The sequence below is a fragment of the Microbacterium fluvii genome, from assembly GCF_025515205.1.
In the GTDB taxonomy this organism is placed as follows: Bacteria; Actinomycetota; Actinomycetes; order Actinomycetales; family Microbacteriaceae; genus Microbacterium; species Microbacterium fluvii.
Genome location: NZ_JAOPFX010000001.1, coordinates 1,321,240 through 1,336,345 on the forward strand (window position 1 = coordinate 1,321,240; position 15,106 = coordinate 1,336,345).

Below are 15,106 nucleotides of genomic sequence, written 5' to 3' on the forward strand. Positions count from 1 at the left end.
AAGGAGAAGGTCGGGCCGGGGCTACCCCGTGACCGCGCCCTCCGCAGCGGAGCGCACGAGCTTGGAGTACTTGGCCAGAACGCCACGGGTATAGCGCGGGGGCAGCGGCTCCCAGCCTTCCCGGCGGGAGCTCAGCTCGGCCTCATCGACGAGTAGGTCGAGAGTGCGAGCCGCGATATCGACCCGTATCAGATCACCATCGCGCACGAAGGCGATGGGACCAGCGTCCACCGCTTCGGGTGCTATGTGGCCGATGCACAGGCCGGTTGTGCCGCCTGAGAATCGTCCGTCCGTCAAGAGTAGTACATCTTTTCCGAGTCCCGCGCCCTTGATCGCGGCCGTGATCGCGAGCATCTCGCGCATGCCGGGGCCGCCCTTGGGGCCCTCGTAGCGGATGACCACGACGTCGCCCGCCTGGATCTCGCCGGCCTCCAGGGCGTCCATCGCCGAGCGCTCGCGCTCGAACACGCGGGCGGGGCCTTCGAACACGTCGGCGTCGAAGCCCGCGGACTTCACTACGGCGCCCTCCGGGGCGATCGTGCCGTGCAGGATCGTGAGTCCGCCGGTCACGTGGATCGGGTCGTCGAAGCGGTGGATGACGTCGCCGTCGACCGGGTCGGGATCGAGGTCACGCATGTTCTCCGCGAGGGTCTTGCCCGTGACCGTCAGCGCGTCGCCGTGCAGCAGGCCCTCGTCGAGCATCGCCTTGAGGATCACCGGGATGCCGCCGTGCTTGTCGACGTCGTTCATGACGTACTTGCCGAACGGCTTCATGTCGGCCACGTGCGGCACCTTGTCGCCGATGCGGTTGAAGTCGTGCAGGTTCAGCTCGACCTCTGCCTCGCGGGCGATCGCGAGCAGGTGCAGCACGACGTTCGTCGAGCCGCCGAGCGCCATCGCGAGGGCGATCGCGTTCTCGAAGGCCTCGGGGGTGAGGATGTCGCGGGTCGTGATGCCCTGCTTGAGCAGGTTGATCACGGCCTCGCCTGAGCGGTGTGCGAAGTAGTCGCGGCGACGGTCGGCGGAAGGGGGCGCGGCCGAGCCTGGCAGGCTCAGACCCAGAGCCTCGGCGACCGAGGCCATCGTGTTGGCGGTGTACATGCCGCCGCACGCGCCTTCACCGGGGGCGAACGAGCACTCGATGCGCTTGAGCTCCTCCTCGGTGATGCGGCCGGCCAGGCACGCGCCGACGCCCTCGAAGGAGTCGACGATCGTGATCTCCTTGAGCGAGCCGTCGGGCTGCTTGAGCCAGCCGGGGGCGATCGAGCCGGCGTAGAGGAAGACGCTCGACAGGTCGAGGCGGGCGGAGGCCATCAGCATGCCGGGGATCGACTTGTCGCAGCCGGCCAGCAGCACGGTTCCGTCGAGGCGCTCGGCCATCACGACGGTCTCGACCGAGTCGGCGATGACCTCGCGCGAGACCAGCGAGAAGTGCATGCCCTCGTGGCCCATCGAGATGCCGTCCGACACCGAGATGGTGCCGAACTGCAGCGGGTAGCCGCCGCCGGCGTGCACGCCCTCTTTCGCACCCTGAGCGAGGCGGTCGAGGCTGAGGTTGCAGGGGGTGATCTCGTTCCAACTCGAGGCGATGCCGATCTGCGGCTTGTCCCAGTCTTCGTCACCCATGCCGACGCCGCGCAGCATTCCGCGCGAGGTCGTGGCCTCGATGCCGTGGGTGACGACGCGGCTGCGGGGCTTGATGTCGATCTGATCGGGGGCGGATGCTGCGTCTTGGGGCATTCTCGAAGTCTATTCCTGCGCGGGGGCGCCGGTTGCGAAGCCCGCGCGCATGGCGGCGAGCCGCGTCAGCAGCGCCGCGAAGGCCGGGATGTCGGCGACGCGCACGGCCGCGGAGCTCCGGCCCTCCCCCACCCGGACGCCGAGGTCGCGGGCGCCCAGACTCGCGATCGCGTCTTCATCGGTCACGTCGTCGCCCGCGAAGAGCACGGCCGTCGCACCGGTCGTCTCGCGCAGCGCCGCGACCGCGGTGTCTTTGCCTTCGTGCCGAAAGGCGAACTCGACGATGTTGTGCCCCGTCCGACGCCGCCAGTGCGGGGCCTCCGCCGCCACGAGCGCGTCGACGGCCTCGTTCGCCGCGGCGGAGTCCTCCGGCGACGAGAGTCGCGTGTGCAGGCCGAAGCCGAAGCTCTTCGGTTCGATCCACACGCCCGGCCGGTCGGCCACGGCCGCCTCGGCGCGCGCACGCAGCCGGTCGCGGCGCTTCTGCTCGTCTTCGGCGTCGGCGGGCACCGCGACGCCGTGCTCCGGCGTCCAGAACTCGACTCCGTGGGAGCCCGCCAGCAGCACCCGCGACGCGTCGTCGTGCTCGGCGATCTCACGCAGATCGTGCAGGCTCCGCCCCGAGACGAAGGCCACCGTCGTGCGCGGCAGCGCGACCAGCGCGGCGACGGCATGCCGGGTCTGCGGGGTCATCCTCGCCGTCATCGGCTCGTCGACCAGCGGCGCGAGCGTGCCGTCGAAATCGAGCGCGACCAGCAGCGTGTCGGTCGAGGCGACCCGGGCGAGCGCGGCATCCGCTTCGATCGAGGCGGTGGCGGCGTCGATGGTCATCTCGTGCCCTGCGCCCGGCTGTCGGCGCGCACCCGGGCGAGCGCGTCGAGGAACGACCGCGACCAGGCGTCGACGTCGTTCTCGATCACGCGGCGGCGCAGCGACCGCATGCGGCGGCCCTGCTCAGCCCCCGGCATCGTGATCGCGCGCTCGATGGTGTCTTTCAGCGATCCGATGTCGTGCGGATTGACCCGCAGCGCCATGCCGAGTTCGTCGGCCGCTCCCGCGAACTCGCTGAGCACGAGCACTCCGCGGTTGTCGATCCGAGAGGCGACGTACTCCTTGGCGACGAGGTTCATGCCGTCGCGCAGCGCCGTGACCAGCATGACGTCGGCGGCGAGGTACAGCGCCACCATCTCCTCGCGCGGGTAGCCCTGGTGCAGGTAGCGGATCGCGGTGTGGCCCATCGTGTCGAAGTCGCCGTTGATGCGACCCACCGTCAGCTCGATCTCGTCGCGCAGCTGCATGTAGGCCTCGACGCGCTCCCGACTGGGGCTGGCGACCTGCACGAGGGTCACGTCTTCGACATTGACGCGCTCATCGTGGAGCAGTTCGCCGAAGGCCTTGAGGCGATGCCGGATGCCCTTCGTGTAGTCGAGCCGGTCGACGCCGAGCAGGATGCGCTTCGGATTGCCGAGGCTCTCGCGGATCTCGGCGGCGCGGGCCTGCACTTCGGGCCTGCGGGCGAGTTCGACGTACGCGTCGACGTCGATCGAGATCGGAAAGGCCTTCGCCAGCGCGACGCGCGTCGAGCCGTCTTCCTGGGGGATGCGGATGCCGGAGGCCCGCGTCTCGTAGTGGAAGAGCCGGCGGATCGAGCGCGTGAAGTTGCCCGCGTCGGCGACCCGCTGAAAGCCGATCACGTCGGCGCCCATGAGTCCCTCGAGCACCTGCTTGCGCCACGGCAGCTGCGAGTAGAGGCCGTATGCCGGGAAGGGAATGTGGTGGAAGTAGCCGATCGTGAGGTCGGGCCGAAGCTCGCGCAGCATCTTCGGGACGAGTTGCAGCTGGTAGTCCTGCACCCACACCGTTCCGCCCTCCGAGACGACGGATGCGGCGGCCTCGGCGAACCGGCGGTTGACCTCGACGTAGGTCTCCCACCAGAGCCTGCGGTACCGGGGAGGGGAGATCACATCGTGATAGAGCGGCCAGAACGTGTCGTTCGACATGCCCTCGTAGTAGAGCTCGACGTCGTCGGCGCTCAGAGCGACGGGAACGAGCAGCATCCCGTCGAATTCGAACGGATCCAGAGTGAGATCGGGCTGCCCCGCCCAGCCCACCCATGCTCCGTCGGTGCGCTTCATCACCGGCTCGAGGGCGGCGACCAGTCCCCCCGGAGAGTGTTTGAACTCGCCGTCTGCGCCGCGGTCCACGGGAAGACGGTTGGCGACGACGACGAACTCAGCTGTGGACACGAACGCTCCCGGTTTCGGCTCTGACCTTCCAGGCTACCGGCGGACCGGTAGCGTTGTGGCATGCGCGACTACCTCTTCGGAACGGGCATCGTCGGTGCCATCACCAGCGGCCTCACCCTCATGCGCACCATGCGCGGTGGAGCGCCCTTCACGTGGCGGGCGGCGCTGGCCATGATCAGCTGGCTGATCACCCTGGCCCTCGCCATCGGCGCGATCGTCGACACGCGCAACGCTCGCCGCGGCCACTCGGTCGCGGCAGATTCCCCCGTCGCCGAGAAGCAGCACAAGCTCGCGGCGAAGGGCGCGCGCCGCCACCGCTGAGCGGCTACAGCTCCAGCTCGTAGTGCACGAAGCCCGACTTCTGGGCGACGCGGTCGTAGAGCGCCCTGGCGGTCGTGTTGGTCTCGGCCGTGAGCCAGTAGACCTTTTCGCAGGAGTTCTCGCGCGCCCACCCGGCGACATGCGCGATGAGCGCCCCGCCTGCGCCGACCCCGCGGGCGGCGGGATCGACGAAGAGGTCTTCGAGGTAGCAGTAGGTCGTCGTGGCCCAGGTCGCCGGGTGCGTGAGCCAGTGCACGATGCCGACCGCACGCCCCTCGTCGTCCCGCGCGATCGCGCCGTGCAGGTCGACGCCGTCGACGAGCCGACCGAAGGTGCGCGCCGTCACGTCGTCAGAGAGGTCGGCCTCGTAGAACGTGAGGTACCCCCGCCAGAGGCCGAGCCACTCGTCGTGATCCGACTCGGTGAGTGCGTGGATGCTGAGCATGCCGCCCACGCTACCGAGTAGTGACTCACCGTGTGAGGATCAGGGCGTCGCCCTGTCCGCCTCCCCCGCACAGCGCCACAGCAGCGGTGCCGCCGCCGCGGCGGACGAGTTCGTGCACGGCGTGGACGACGAGCCGGTTGCCGGAGGCGCCCACGGGGTGTCCGAGGGCGATGCCGCCGCCATGGATGTTCACGACGTCGTCTGCGAGCCCCAGCTCGGCCTGCGATCGGGCCACGACGGCGCCGAACGCCTCGTTGATCTCGACGAAGTCGAGGTCTGCCACGGCGATGCCCTGCTTCTGCACGGCCTTCGCGATGGCGTGCGCCGGCTGAGCGTGCAGCGAGTTGTCCGGCCCCGCGACCTGGCCGGACGCGCCGACGACCGCCAGCACCTCCCAGCCGTTCTCGTCGGCGTGCGACCGGGTCGTCAGCACGACCGCCGACGCTCCGTCGGAGATCTGCGACGAGTTGCCTGCCGTGATCGTCCCGCCCTCGGAGAACGCCGGGCGCAGGCCCGCGAGGGTCTCGACGGTCGTCTCGGGGCGGATGCCTTCGTCGCGGTTCACGACAACGGGCGCGCCTCGGCGCTGCGGGATCTCGACCGGCACGATCTCGGCATCGAAGACGCCCGCCTCAGCCGCCGCGGCAGCACGCTGGTGGGAACGGGCGGCGACCGCATCCTGCGCCTCCCGCGTGACCTCGTAGCGCGGATTCAGCCGCTCGGTCGAAGCGCCCATGCTGTCCCGGTCGAACGCGTCGGTCAGGCCGTCGTACGCCATGTGGTCGAGCACCTCGACCGATCCGTAGCTCCAGCCCTCGCGCGAGCCCATCAGCAGATGCGGCGCCCTGCTCATCGACTCCATGCCGGCTGCCACGACCACGGTCGCATCTCCCAGGCGCAGCATCCGCGCGCCGTCGATGATCGCGGTCAGACCCGACAGGCACACCTTGTTGATCGAGCCGGCGTGCACGTCCCACCCGATGCCGGCCCCGATCGCAGCCTGGCGGGCGGGATTCTGGCCCGCCCCGGCGGGCAGCACCTGGCCGACGAGCACGGCGTCGACCGCGGCGGCGGGAATGCCGCCCTTCTCGAGTGCTCCGGCGATCGCTGCCGACCCGAGCTGCACCGAGCTGAGGGTCGACAGCTGGCCCTTGAGCCGCCCCTGCGCCGTGCGCGCGGCGGCGACGATGACGACGTCGTCGTGGTTCATGTGTCTATTCTCCTTCGTCGCCCGACAGGCGCACGATCAGCGGGGGCTCGGTGGCGGCGACGACCTCGTCGACCGTGACGCCGGGCGCGGTCTCGACGAGCACGAGCCCGTCGGCGGTGACGTCGATGACGGCGAGGTCGGTGATGATGCGGTCGACGACCCCGCGGCCGGTCAGCGGCAGCGAGCAGCCGTCGACGATCTTCGCCGAGCCGTCGCGGGCGACGTGCTCCATCAGCACGATCACGGTGGCCGCGCCGTGCACGAGATCCATCGCGCCGCCCGGGCCCTTGACCATCTTCCCGGGGATCATCCAGTTCGCGAGGTCGCCCGCGGCCGATACCTGCATGGCACCGAGGATCGCCGCGTCGATCTTGCCGCCGCGGATCATGCCGAAGCTCGTCGCCGAGTCGAAGAATGCGGCGCCGGCAAGAGTCGTCACGGTCTCTTTGCCCGCGTTGATGAGGTCGGGGTCGACCGAGTCCTCAGCGGGGTACGGACCGACCCCGAGAATGCCGTTCTCGGACTGCAGCACGACGGTGACGCCGTCCGGCACGTAGTTGGGCACGAGGGTCGGCAGACCGATGCCGAGGTTGACGTAGGCGCCGTCGCCGAGCTCGCGTGCGGCGCGGGCGGCCATCTCGTTGCGCGTGAGTGCCATCTCAGGCCTCGCTTCCTGTATCGGAGGACCGAACGGTGCGACGCTCGATGCGCTTCTCGATGCCCGTGCCCACCTCGACGATCCGGTGCACATAGATGCCCGGGAGGTGGATGCCGTCGGGATCGAGCTCTCCGGGCTCCACCAGCTCCTCGACCTGCGCGATGCACACCCGACCCGCCATCGCGGCGAGCGGATTGAAGTTGCGGGCCGCCTTGTTGAAGACGAGGTTGCCGTGCCGGTCGCCACGCAGGGCGTGCACGAGGGCGAAGTCGGTGACGATCGCCTCTTCGAGCACGTAGTCCCGCGTCGTGCCGTCGACGGCGAAGCTTCGCACGTCCTTGGCAGGCGAGGGCACGGCGACCGAGCCGTCGGGCGCGTAGCGACGAGGGAGTCCGCCCTCGGCGACCTGCGTTCCGACGCCGGTCTGGGTGAAGAAGGCGGCGATGCCCGAACCGCCGGCGCGGAGCTTCTCGGCGAGGGTGCCCTGGGGGGTGAGTTCGAGCTCGAGCTCACCCGAGAGGAACTGGCGTTCGAACTCCTTGTTCTCGCCGACGTACGACGAGGTCATCTTGCGGATGCGCTTGGCGTTCAGCAGCACACCGAGGCCCCAGTCGTCGACCCCGCAGTTGTTGCTGACGATGCTGAGGTCGCTCGTGCCCTGCGCGAGCAGCGCCTCGATGAGGGCGATGGGGTTCCCAGACAACCCGAACCCGCCGACGGCCAGCGTCGCCCCGTCGGGGATGTCGGCGACCGCTTCGGCGGCCGATCTCCAGGTCTTGTCGATCACGGACGACTCCTTCGTTGCGTGCGTGGGCGCCTGCGGGGCGGGACCTCCATCGTGCGCGGTGCGAGCGGGATCGCCCGCACGCGCGCTTGCGATGTGGATACCGGTGCGCATAGTGTCCACATCATGGACGCAGCGAAGTCCGGCACCGTGCCCGGGGCTCAATCCGTCGGCCGCGCGGCGCGGCTGCTGCGACTGGTCACCGGCGCTGGAGCCGAGGGGCTCACGGTCGGCGATCTCGCACGGCAGGCCGAGCTCACGCGGCCCACGGCGCATCGGCTGCTGACGGCGCTCCGGCACGAGGGTCTCGTCGATCACGATGAGCGCAGCGGCCGCTGGATGCCGGGCCCGGAGCTCTATCTCATGGGTACGGTGGCGGCATCCCGTTACGACATCACCTCGATCGCGCGGGATATCGTGCGATCGCTCGCCGTGCGCACGGAAGAGAGCGCGTTTCTATCGGTGCGCCGGGGTGACGAGACCGTATGCCTGCTCCGTGAGGAGGGGAGCTTCCCCATCCGCTCGTTCGTCCTGGCCGAAGGGGTGCGCTTTCCGCTCGGCGTGGCGTCGGCCGGGTTGGCTGTGCTGGCGTTCCTGCCGCCTCACGATGTGGACGCGTACTTCGAACGCCATCCCGAGCTGGCACAGCGATGGGGCTCGGCGCACAGCGAGAAGCGCCTGCGGGCGCGACTGCGCGACACGAAGGAGCGCGGATACGCCGTGAATCCGGGGCTGATCCTCGAAGGCAGCTATGGGCTCGGGGTCGCAGTGTTCGATCGCGACGGACATCCGCAATGGGCGCTGAGCCTCACGGGTGTCGAGTTCCGCTTCGGCCCCGAGCGCCTCGCCGAACTCGGCCGCACGCTGCTGGCCCACGCGCATCAGCTCACGACGAGGGTCGCCGCTGCGCGCTGAGGCTCAGCGGGCGGTCCAGCCGCCGTCGATCGTGTAGGAGGCACCCGTGACCATGCCGGCCTTGTCGGAGACGAGCCAGCCGGCGAGCGAGGCGACCTCGTCGACCTCGACGAGCCGCTTCACGGCGACGTCAGCCAGCATGATCCGCTCGACGACCTCGTCTTCGCCGATCCCGTGGATGCGCGCCTGGTCGGCGATCTGCTTCTCCGCGAGGGGCGTGCGCACGTAGGCGGGGTCGATGCAGTTGCTCGTCACTCCGTGCGGCCCGCCTTCCAGGCCCGTCACCTTCGACAGACCCTCGAGCGCGTGTTTGGCCGTCACGTAGGCGACCTTGTAGGCGCTGGCGCGCAGCCCGTGCGCACTCGAGATGTTCACGACGCGCCCCCAGCCGCGCGCGTACATGCCCGGCAGCGCCGCGCGCGTGAGCAGGAACGGCGCTTCGACCATGAGCCGCTGGATGAACCGGAAGGTGTCGGGGTCGTACTCGTGCAGGGGTGCGACCTTCTGGATCCCGGCATTGTTCACGAGGATGTCGACGTCGAGGGAGAGGTCGTCGAGAGCCGGCGTGTCGCTGAGATCGACGACCCACGACTCCCCGCCGACAGCGGTGGCGGCAGCATCCGCCCCCGCGGCGTCGATGTCGGCGACGATCACGTGCGCTCCGCGTCGAGCGAACTCCTCCGCGCACGCGAGGCCGATGCCGCCTGCGGCGCCCGTGACGAGCGCGCGTCGTCCGGCGAGATCCTGCTCCTTCATGTCAGCAGACTCGACCGCATCCGCCGACACGTCAAGATCGCTGTACATACCGGCAGTATATAACAGGGGTATGCTTTGGTCCGTGACCCACGAGAAAGACATCGAACACCTCATCTTCGCCGCGCACGCGCTCGCGCGCATGACCGCGGCCGAGACCGGCAGCCAGACGCCGGCGGCGCAGTGGCGCACGATCGCGTTCCTCGAGGAGCGAGGGCCGCTGCGACTGGGCGAGCTGGCGGCTCTCAGCCGCGTGACCCAACCCGGCATCACCCGGCTGACCGGACAGATGGCCGACGCGGGCCTCGTCGAGCGCACCGCCGACCCGGCGGACTCGCGCGTCACCGTGATCTCGCTGACCGATGCCGGCAGCGCGGCGCTCGATCAGTGGCGCACGCAGCTGACGGCCGCCCTCGCTCCGCGCTTCGACGACCTCGATGAGAGGGAGTGGGAGGCGCTGCGCACGACGGCGGCCGTGCTCGCCCGCAAGACCGGCGCGCTGGAGGCCACCCGATGAGCCACGCGAGCACGGGATCGGTGTGGCGTCAGCCCAAGGCCGTGTGGGCGGTCGCGTTCGCGTGCGTCGTCGCCTTCATGGGCATCGGCCTGGTCGATCCGATCCTTCCCGCCATCGCCGAGTCGCTCGAGGCCTCCCCCGTCGAGACCGAGCTGCTGTTCACGAGCTATCTCGTCGTGACGGGTCTGGCGATGTTCGTCACCAGCTGGATCTCGAGCCGCATCGGCGCGAAGGCGACGCTGCTGATCGGTCTCTCCCTCATCGTCGTGTTCGCACTGCTGTGCGCGCTGTCGGGCAGCGTCGATGCGATCATCGGCTTCCGCGCGGGGTGGGGCCTGGGCAATGCGCTGTTCATCTCGACGGCTCTCGCGACGATCGTGGGAGCCGCCTCCGGTGGCAGCGCAGCGGCGATCGTGCTCTATGAGGCAGCGCTGGGCCTCGGCATCGCCGTGGGGCCCCTCCTGGGCGGCATCCTCGGCGAGGTCAGCTGGCGCGGGCCGTTCTTCGGTGTGGCGGCGCTCATGGCGATCGCCTTCATCGCCATCGTGGTGCTGCTGCGCACCGATGCCGAGACCCGTCAGCCGATCCCGTTCTCGGCGCCGTTCCGCGCCCTCGGGCGCCCCGCGCTCGCGGTGCTGGCGGCGGCCGCGGTCTTCTACAACATCGCGTTCTTCGTGCTGCTCGCCTTCTCGCCCTACCCGCTCGGGTTCGGGGCGATGGGCATCGGCCTCACCTTCTTCGGTTGGGGCGTGGCGCTGGCGATCACGAGTGTCTGGGTGGCGCCGCTGATGCTGCGCCGCCTCGCCCGCACGACGGCCATGCTCATCGTGCTTCCGCTGCTCGCGATCGATCTGCTGGCGGCGGCCGTGCTCTCGGCGGACCCTGCGGGGCTCGTGGTGTGCATCATCGTCGGCGGCCTGCTCCTGGGCCTGATGAACACGATCCTCACCGAATCGGTGATGGAGGCCACCGATCTGCCCCGGTCGGTGGCCAGCTCCGCCTACTCGGCGGTGCGGTTCCTCGGCGGTGCCGCCGCTCCCCCGATCGCGACGCTGCTGTGGCACGCCTACGGCCCCGCCGTGCCGTACGTGTTCGCCGCGTGCTCGATCGCCGTGGCTGCCGCCGTCATCGCGTTCGGCCGCCGGGCGCTGGCGCGCATCGACGAGCGCGAGGCGGATGCTGCCGAGGAGGCCGTCGCGGTGCTCATCGGAGACGCCGCGTAGCGGCATCCGTCCGGGAGATGCGAAAGGGACCCTCGTGGAGGGTCCCTTTCTGCGTGGTGCACCCCCAGGGACTTGAACCCTGAACCCACTGATTAAGAGTCAGTTGCTCTGCCGATTGAGCTAGAGGTGCGGATCGATCCGCCGTGGCGAACCGAGGACCAACGTTACCATCACGATTGCGTCTCCCGAAATCGGCGCGACCCCGGGCGCGTCTACCATGGTGGTTGTGACTGCTCCCCCCTCGACTGTGCGCTTCGATGCGCCCTACGACGGGGATCTGTCGGCCGATCTGGAGCTCGCGCTTCGCCTTGCGGATGCTGCCGACGCGGTCGCGATGGCCCGCTTCGACGCACCGGACCTCGACGTGCAGCTCAAGGCAGACGCGACGCACGTGACCGAGGCCGACCTCGCGACCGAGCGGGCGATCCGTGATCTGCTGGCCGCCGAGCGCCCCGAGGACGGCGTGTTCGGTGAGGAGTTCGGCTCCGCAGGGTCGACCGAGCGCCAGTGGATCATCGATCCGATCGACGGCACCGCCAACTACCTCAAGGGCATCCCGATGTGGACGACGCTCATCGCGCTCGTCATCGACGGGGTGCCCCGCGTCGGCGTCGCCAGCCAGCCCGCGATCGGGCGCCGGTGGTGGGCAGCCACGGGGCTCGGCGCATGGACGAACTCCACGGCCGGACCGCGCCGCATCCGGGTGTCGGCCGTCGCCGACGTCGCCGAGGCGTCGGCGAGCTTCCAGAGCATCACGCAGTGGCGCGAGGTCGGCCGCACCGACGCGCTCCTGCGGCTGACAGACGCGGTGTGGCGCGATCGGGGCTACGGCGACGCGTGGCCCTACATGCTCCTGGCCGAGGGGCGTCTCGAGTTCGTCGCCGAGTTCGGCGTGAAGGAGTACGACATCGCCGCCCTCGTGCCGATCGTGCACGAGGCCGGCGGACGGTTCACCTCGTACGACGGCGACGACACCCTCTCGGCACGCTCGTCGCTCGCGACCAACGGCCGCCTCCACGATGACTTCCTCGATCTGCTGCACCGCCCATCGACGCCCCCGGAGCCCACTGAATGACTCGCACGACGTCTCGTCTCGGCCTCGCACTCACGCTCGCTCTGACGACCGCCCTCGCCACTGCCTGCAGCTCGACCGCGCCGGAGGCGGTGGAGACGACCGCCGCACCGACGGCAGCGGCGACGACGGCCGCGCCGACCCCCGACGCGACCCCCACCGAAGAGCCCGTCTCGTCTGACGCGCCCACCTGCGAGACGATCATCCCGGCGTCGACCGTCGCGGAGTTCGAGGACCTCGAGTGGACGGCCCAGGAGGAGCCCTTCGTGCTCGCGGGTGACGAGATCACCGGTGGCCTGCAGTGCAAGTGGGGCGACCTCACGGCGGCGACCGACCACATCCAGATGTTCGGTTGGGCACCCATCGACGAAGCCGATGCGATCGCGGCGCAGGACCAGCTCGTCGCCGACGGGTGGAGCCTCGAAGAAGGCGACGAGGGGATCTACGTCACCGAGAGCGCCGAGACGGCCATCTACACCGACGACGACGGCTACGGGTGGACCTATCTGTTCGGCGACGGCTGGGTGAAGTTCGCCGACACGAAGCAGAGTCTGCTCCTGGTCGAATGGCCGCAGGCCTGACCCGTGGCGATCGGGGCGACGGTCCACACCTTCGCGGTGGAGCTGGCAGACGTCGACCGCGGGGTCTACGAGCAGCTCTCGCTGCGCGTGGCGCAGCATCCGTCTGAGACGGGCGTCTTTCTGCTCACGCGGGTGCTCGCCTATTGCCTCGAGTACGAAGAGGGCATCGCCTTCAGCGAGGGGATCTCGGCCACCGCCGAGCCGGCCGTGTTCGTACGCGATCTCACCGGCGCGCTCCTGGCCTGGATCGAAGTGGGCGCGCCCGATGCCGCTCGACTGCACGACGGCAGCCTCAAAGCAGACCGCGTCGCGGTCTACACGCACCGGGAGCCGACGCGCCTCGCCGCCGGCTGGGCGGGTAAGCGCATCCACCGAGCCGACGAGATCAGACTGCGCAGCTTCGACCAGGGCTTCGTCGAGGCCGCCGCCGCGGGGCTCGAACGTCGCAACAGCATGACTCTCTCGGTCACCGAGAGTCAGCTGTATCTCGAGCTCAACGGCGCCACCTTCGACAGCGCGCTGCACGAGACCGCCATCGCGTGAGGCGCTCAGGTCTGGCGGCGGATGAACCCCATCAGCCAGGCGATGACACCGACGATGAGCAGCACGAGGCCGATCCACAGCAGGAACTTCGCCGCCTCGACGAAGACGCCCAGCAGAAGCAGCACGATGCCGACGATGATCAGCAGGATCACGAGTGAGGTCATGATGAGACTCCATCACATCGGCGCACGCGTGTACCGGGGGTTGACAGCAGCGCTGCCGCTTCGGTAGCGCACTCGCCCACGGGCACTCGTGCCGGTAGCGTCGGATCGGCGGGACGCATTCGGCAGGAGGATCGCTGTGGAGAAGTTCGACGTGATCGTCGTGGGGGCCGGCGTCGCGGGCCTCACCGCCGCACGGCTGCTCTCCCGAGCGGGGCGCAGCGTCGTCGTGCTCGAGGCTCGCGATCGCATCGGCGGACGGGTGCACACCGATCGGTCGAGCGGGCTCGCGACCGACCTCGGTGCCTCCTGGATCCACGGCATCGACGATTCGCCGGTTGCGGCCGCGGCAGCGGCCTTCGGCATGTCCACCGTCGAGTTCACGGTGGGCAGCTACCAGCCCGACAGCCGACCGATCGCCTACTACAACCCCGACGGCGAGCGACTGACGGATGCTGACGCCCAGCGCTTCGCCGACGACGTGCACGCGCTCGATGCCGAACTTCTCGGCGTGGTCGCCGCCTCCGCGCCGGACGCCTCGTATCGCGATGTGACGGACGCTGCTCTGGCCCGGATGGGCTGGGACTCCGAGCGCACGGCGCGGGTGCGCGAGTACCTGGAGCACCGCTCCGAGGAGCAGTACGGCGCCTGGATCGATGACCTCGCCGCGCACGGCCTCGATGACGATCAGGTCGAGGGCGACGAAGTCGTGTTCCCGGGCGGCTACGACCGCCTGCCCGAGCACCTCGCCGCAGGCATCGACGTGCGGCTCGGACACGTCGTCGCCGCGGTGCGATGGTCGCCGTCCGGAGCTGTGGTCGAGACCGCCGACGCGGCGTTCTCCGCCGGCAGCGCAGTGGTCACGGTGCCCGTCGGGGTGCTGCAGTCGGCGGACTTCTCGATCGACCCGCCCCTCCCCGAACCGGTCGCCGGGGCCCTGTCGCGGCTGCGCATGAACGCGTTCGAGAAGATCTTCGTGAGCTTCGACGAGAAGTTCTGGGAGGACGACGTGTATGCGATCCGCCGGCAGGGTCCGCGGGCCGCGTGGTGGCACTCCTGGTACGACCTGACGGCCCTCCACGGCGTGCCGACGCTCCTGACGTTCGCCGCGGGCCCGGCGGCCGTCGAGACCCGCCAGTGGAGCGACGAGCAGGTGGTGGCCTCGGTGCTCGAGGGCCTGCGCGAGCTGTACGGCGACCGGGTCGGGGTGCCCATGCAGGTGCGCCGCACGGCCTGGCAGGACGACCCGTTCGCGCACGGCGCCTACGCCTTCATGACCGTCGGCTCCACCACGGCCGACCACGATGAGCTGGCGACACCGATCGGGGGCGTGCTGCATCTGGCCGGCGAGGCGACCTGGACCGATGACCCGGCGACGGTCACCGCGGCGCTGATGTCGGGGCACCGTGCCGCCGAGCGCGTGCTCGGCCGAGAGATCCCGATCGCCGAGATCTGGGCGGGCGACTGAGGTTCCTCCTCAGCGGGGCAGGAAGTTCTCGCGTGCCAGCGGCGCGATCTCGAGTTCGTCGGTCTCGCCCGCTCCGACCCAGCGCAGCTCGTCGATCTCCGCCGCGATGACCGGCACCTGAGCGCCGATGGCGACCTCGAACACATCGGCGACCACCGCGAAGCCCGGCTCGTTGGCGGCCGCGGCGGTGAACTCTCCCAGCGGCCGCAACGAGCCGGCATCCAGCACCAGACCGAGCTCTTCGGCGAGCTCGCGCCGCAGTGTCTCGGCGGGCGTCTCCCCCGGCTCCGGCTTGCCGCCCGGCTGCATGAACGCCGTCGTACCTGCTTTGCGCACCAGCAGCAGGCGGCCTCCGGCGTCGACGATCACCGCCGCCGAGACGCGGATGCTGCGGGCTGCGGTCGGATCGTCGAGGGTGCTCACCGCAGCACGCTAACAGCAGTCGTCCACCTCGCCCGCCGTAGAATCG

18 protein-coding genes and 1 tRNA gene are annotated in these 15,106 nt (G+C 70.0%); 8 read left to right on the forward strand and 11 right to left on the reverse strand.

Annotation, left to right across the window (positions count from 1 at the left end; translation table 11 throughout):
- Positions 1-21: 21 nt before the first annotated feature.
- The 3 genes from ilvD to OAW74_RS06100 are packed head-to-tail and all read right to left on the reverse strand — an operon-like array spanning position 22 to position 3,986.
- Entirely contained in the window at positions 22-1,740 is a 1,719-nt protein-coding gene (gene ilvD / locus OAW74_RS06090; protein ID WP_262873420.1) for a dihydroxy-acid dehydratase, read from the reverse strand.
- Between the two features lie 9 nt (positions 1,741-1,749).
- The gene (gene otsB, locus OAW74_RS06095) at positions 1,750-2,571 is read right to left on the reverse strand and encodes a trehalose-phosphatase (RefSeq protein ID WP_262873421.1); all 822 of its coding nucleotides are present in this window, start codon (positions 2,569-2,571) and stop codon (positions 1,750-1,752) included.
- A complete protein-coding gene (locus tag OAW74_RS06100) occupies positions 2,568-3,986 on the reverse strand; it encodes an alpha,alpha-trehalose-phosphate synthase (UDP-forming) (RefSeq protein ID WP_262873422.1) in 1,419 nt (472 codons plus the stop codon). The genes otsB and OAW74_RS06100 overlap by 4 nt, the downstream gene beginning before the upstream one ends.
- 60 nt (positions 3,987-4,046) lie before the next feature.
- Between OAW74_RS06100 and OAW74_RS06105 the strand changes: the two genes are divergently transcribed.
- A complete protein-coding gene (locus OAW74_RS06105; protein ID WP_262873423.1) occupies positions 4,047-4,307 on the forward strand; it encodes a hypothetical protein in 261 nt (86 codons plus the stop codon).
- A 4-nt stretch (positions 4,308-4,311) separates the two neighbouring features.
- On the opposite strand, the gene OAW74_RS06110 is transcribed toward OAW74_RS06105, so the two are convergent.
- The 4 genes from OAW74_RS06110 to OAW74_RS06125 are packed head-to-tail and all read right to left on the reverse strand — an operon-like array spanning position 4,312 to position 7,407.
- Entirely contained in the window at positions 4,312-4,752 is a 441-nt protein-coding gene (locus OAW74_RS06110; protein ID WP_262873424.1) for a GNAT family N-acetyltransferase, read from the reverse strand.
- A gap of 25 nt (positions 4,753-4,777) precedes the next feature.
- Positions 4,778-5,962 carry an acetyl-CoA C-acetyltransferase gene (locus tag OAW74_RS06115; protein WP_262873425.1) on the reverse strand — a complete coding sequence of 395 codons (1,185 nt, stop codon included), beginning with the start codon at positions 5,960-5,962 and terminating at the stop codon, positions 4,778-4,780.
- 4 nt (positions 5,963-5,966) lie between these two features.
- Positions 5,967-6,620 carry a 3-oxoacid CoA-transferase subunit B gene (locus tag OAW74_RS06120; RefSeq protein WP_262873426.1) on the reverse strand — a complete coding sequence of 218 codons (654 nt, stop codon included), beginning with the start codon at positions 6,618-6,620 and terminating at the stop codon, positions 5,967-5,969.
- 1 nt (position 6,621) lies between these two features.
- Positions 6,622-7,407 carry a CoA transferase subunit A gene (locus OAW74_RS06125; protein ID WP_262873427.1) on the reverse strand — a complete coding sequence of 262 codons (786 nt, stop codon included), beginning with the start codon at positions 7,405-7,407 and terminating at the stop codon, positions 6,622-6,624.
- A 123-nt stretch (positions 7,408-7,530) separates the two neighbouring features.
- Between OAW74_RS06125 and OAW74_RS06130 the strand changes: the two genes are divergently transcribed.
- Positions 7,531-8,319, forward strand: a complete 789-nt coding sequence (locus OAW74_RS06130) for an IclR family transcriptional regulator (RefSeq protein WP_262873428.1) — start codon at positions 7,531-7,533, stop codon at positions 8,317-8,319.
- Positions 8,320-8,322: 3 nt separating this feature from the next.
- Here OAW74_RS06130 and OAW74_RS06135 read toward each other — a convergent pair whose 3' ends face one another.
- On the reverse strand, positions 8,323-9,075 hold the full coding sequence (locus tag OAW74_RS06135) for an SDR family oxidoreductase (RefSeq protein ID WP_262873932.1): 753 nt from the start codon (positions 9,073-9,075) through the stop codon (positions 8,323-8,325).
- An 82-nt stretch (positions 9,076-9,157) separates the two neighbouring features.
- On the opposite strand from OAW74_RS06135, the gene OAW74_RS06140 reads away from it, so the two are divergent.
- Both OAW74_RS06140 and OAW74_RS06145 read left to right on the forward strand, forming a co-directional pair.
- Positions 9,158-9,589 carry a MarR family winged helix-turn-helix transcriptional regulator gene (locus OAW74_RS06140; RefSeq protein ID WP_262873429.1) on the forward strand — a complete coding sequence of 144 codons (432 nt, stop codon included), beginning with the start codon at positions 9,158-9,160 and terminating at the stop codon, positions 9,587-9,589.
- Entirely contained in the window at positions 9,586-10,812 is a 1,227-nt protein-coding gene (locus tag OAW74_RS06145) for an MFS transporter (RefSeq protein ID WP_262873430.1), read from the forward strand. The genes OAW74_RS06140 and OAW74_RS06145 overlap by 4 nt, the downstream gene beginning before the upstream one ends.
- Positions 10,813-10,866: 54 nt before the next feature.
- Here the strand turns inward: OAW74_RS06145 and OAW74_RS06150 are convergent.
- A tRNA-Lys gene (locus OAW74_RS06150) sits at positions 10,867-10,942 on the reverse strand.
- A gap of 87 nt (positions 10,943-11,029) precedes the next feature.
- On the opposite strand from OAW74_RS06150, the gene OAW74_RS06155 reads away from it, so the two are divergent.
- From OAW74_RS06155 to OAW74_RS06165, 3 genes are read left to right on the forward strand one after another with little or no spacing between them, the layout of a single operon-like run.
- Positions 11,030-11,887 (forward strand): inositol monophosphatase family protein, encoded by an 858-nt coding sequence (locus OAW74_RS06155; protein WP_378733476.1) that lies wholly within the window; start codon positions 11,030-11,032, stop codon positions 11,885-11,887.
- Positions 11,884-12,465 (forward strand): hypothetical protein, encoded by a 582-nt coding sequence (locus tag OAW74_RS06160; RefSeq protein WP_262873432.1) that lies wholly within the window; start codon positions 11,884-11,886, stop codon positions 12,463-12,465. Before OAW74_RS06155 ends, OAW74_RS06160 begins: the two co-directional genes overlap by 4 nt.
- A 3-nt stretch (positions 12,466-12,468) precedes the next feature.
- Positions 12,469-13,008, forward strand: a complete 540-nt coding sequence (locus OAW74_RS06165) for a YaeQ family protein (RefSeq protein ID WP_262873433.1) — start codon at positions 12,469-12,471, stop codon at positions 13,006-13,008.
- 5 nt (positions 13,009-13,013) lie between these two features.
- Here OAW74_RS06165 and OAW74_RS06170 read toward each other — a convergent pair whose 3' ends face one another.
- Positions 13,014-13,172, reverse strand: coding sequence for a hypothetical protein (locus OAW74_RS06170; protein ID WP_262873434.1), 159 nt, complete (start codon positions 13,170-13,172; stop codon positions 13,014-13,016).
- Positions 13,173-13,308: 136 nt separating this feature from the next.
- Between OAW74_RS06170 and OAW74_RS06175 the strand changes: the two genes are divergently transcribed.
- Positions 13,309-14,637: a flavin monoamine oxidase family protein gene (locus tag OAW74_RS06175; RefSeq protein WP_262873435.1), complete on the forward strand. Its 1,329-nt coding sequence runs from the start codon at positions 13,309-13,311 to the stop codon at positions 14,635-14,637.
- A gap of 9 nt (positions 14,638-14,646) precedes the next feature.
- On the opposite strand, the gene OAW74_RS06180 is transcribed toward OAW74_RS06175, so the two are convergent.
- Positions 14,647-15,060, reverse strand: coding sequence for an NUDIX hydrolase (locus OAW74_RS06180; protein WP_262873436.1), 414 nt, complete (start codon positions 15,058-15,060; stop codon positions 14,647-14,649).
- Between the last annotated feature and the right edge of the window lie 46 nt (positions 15,061-15,106).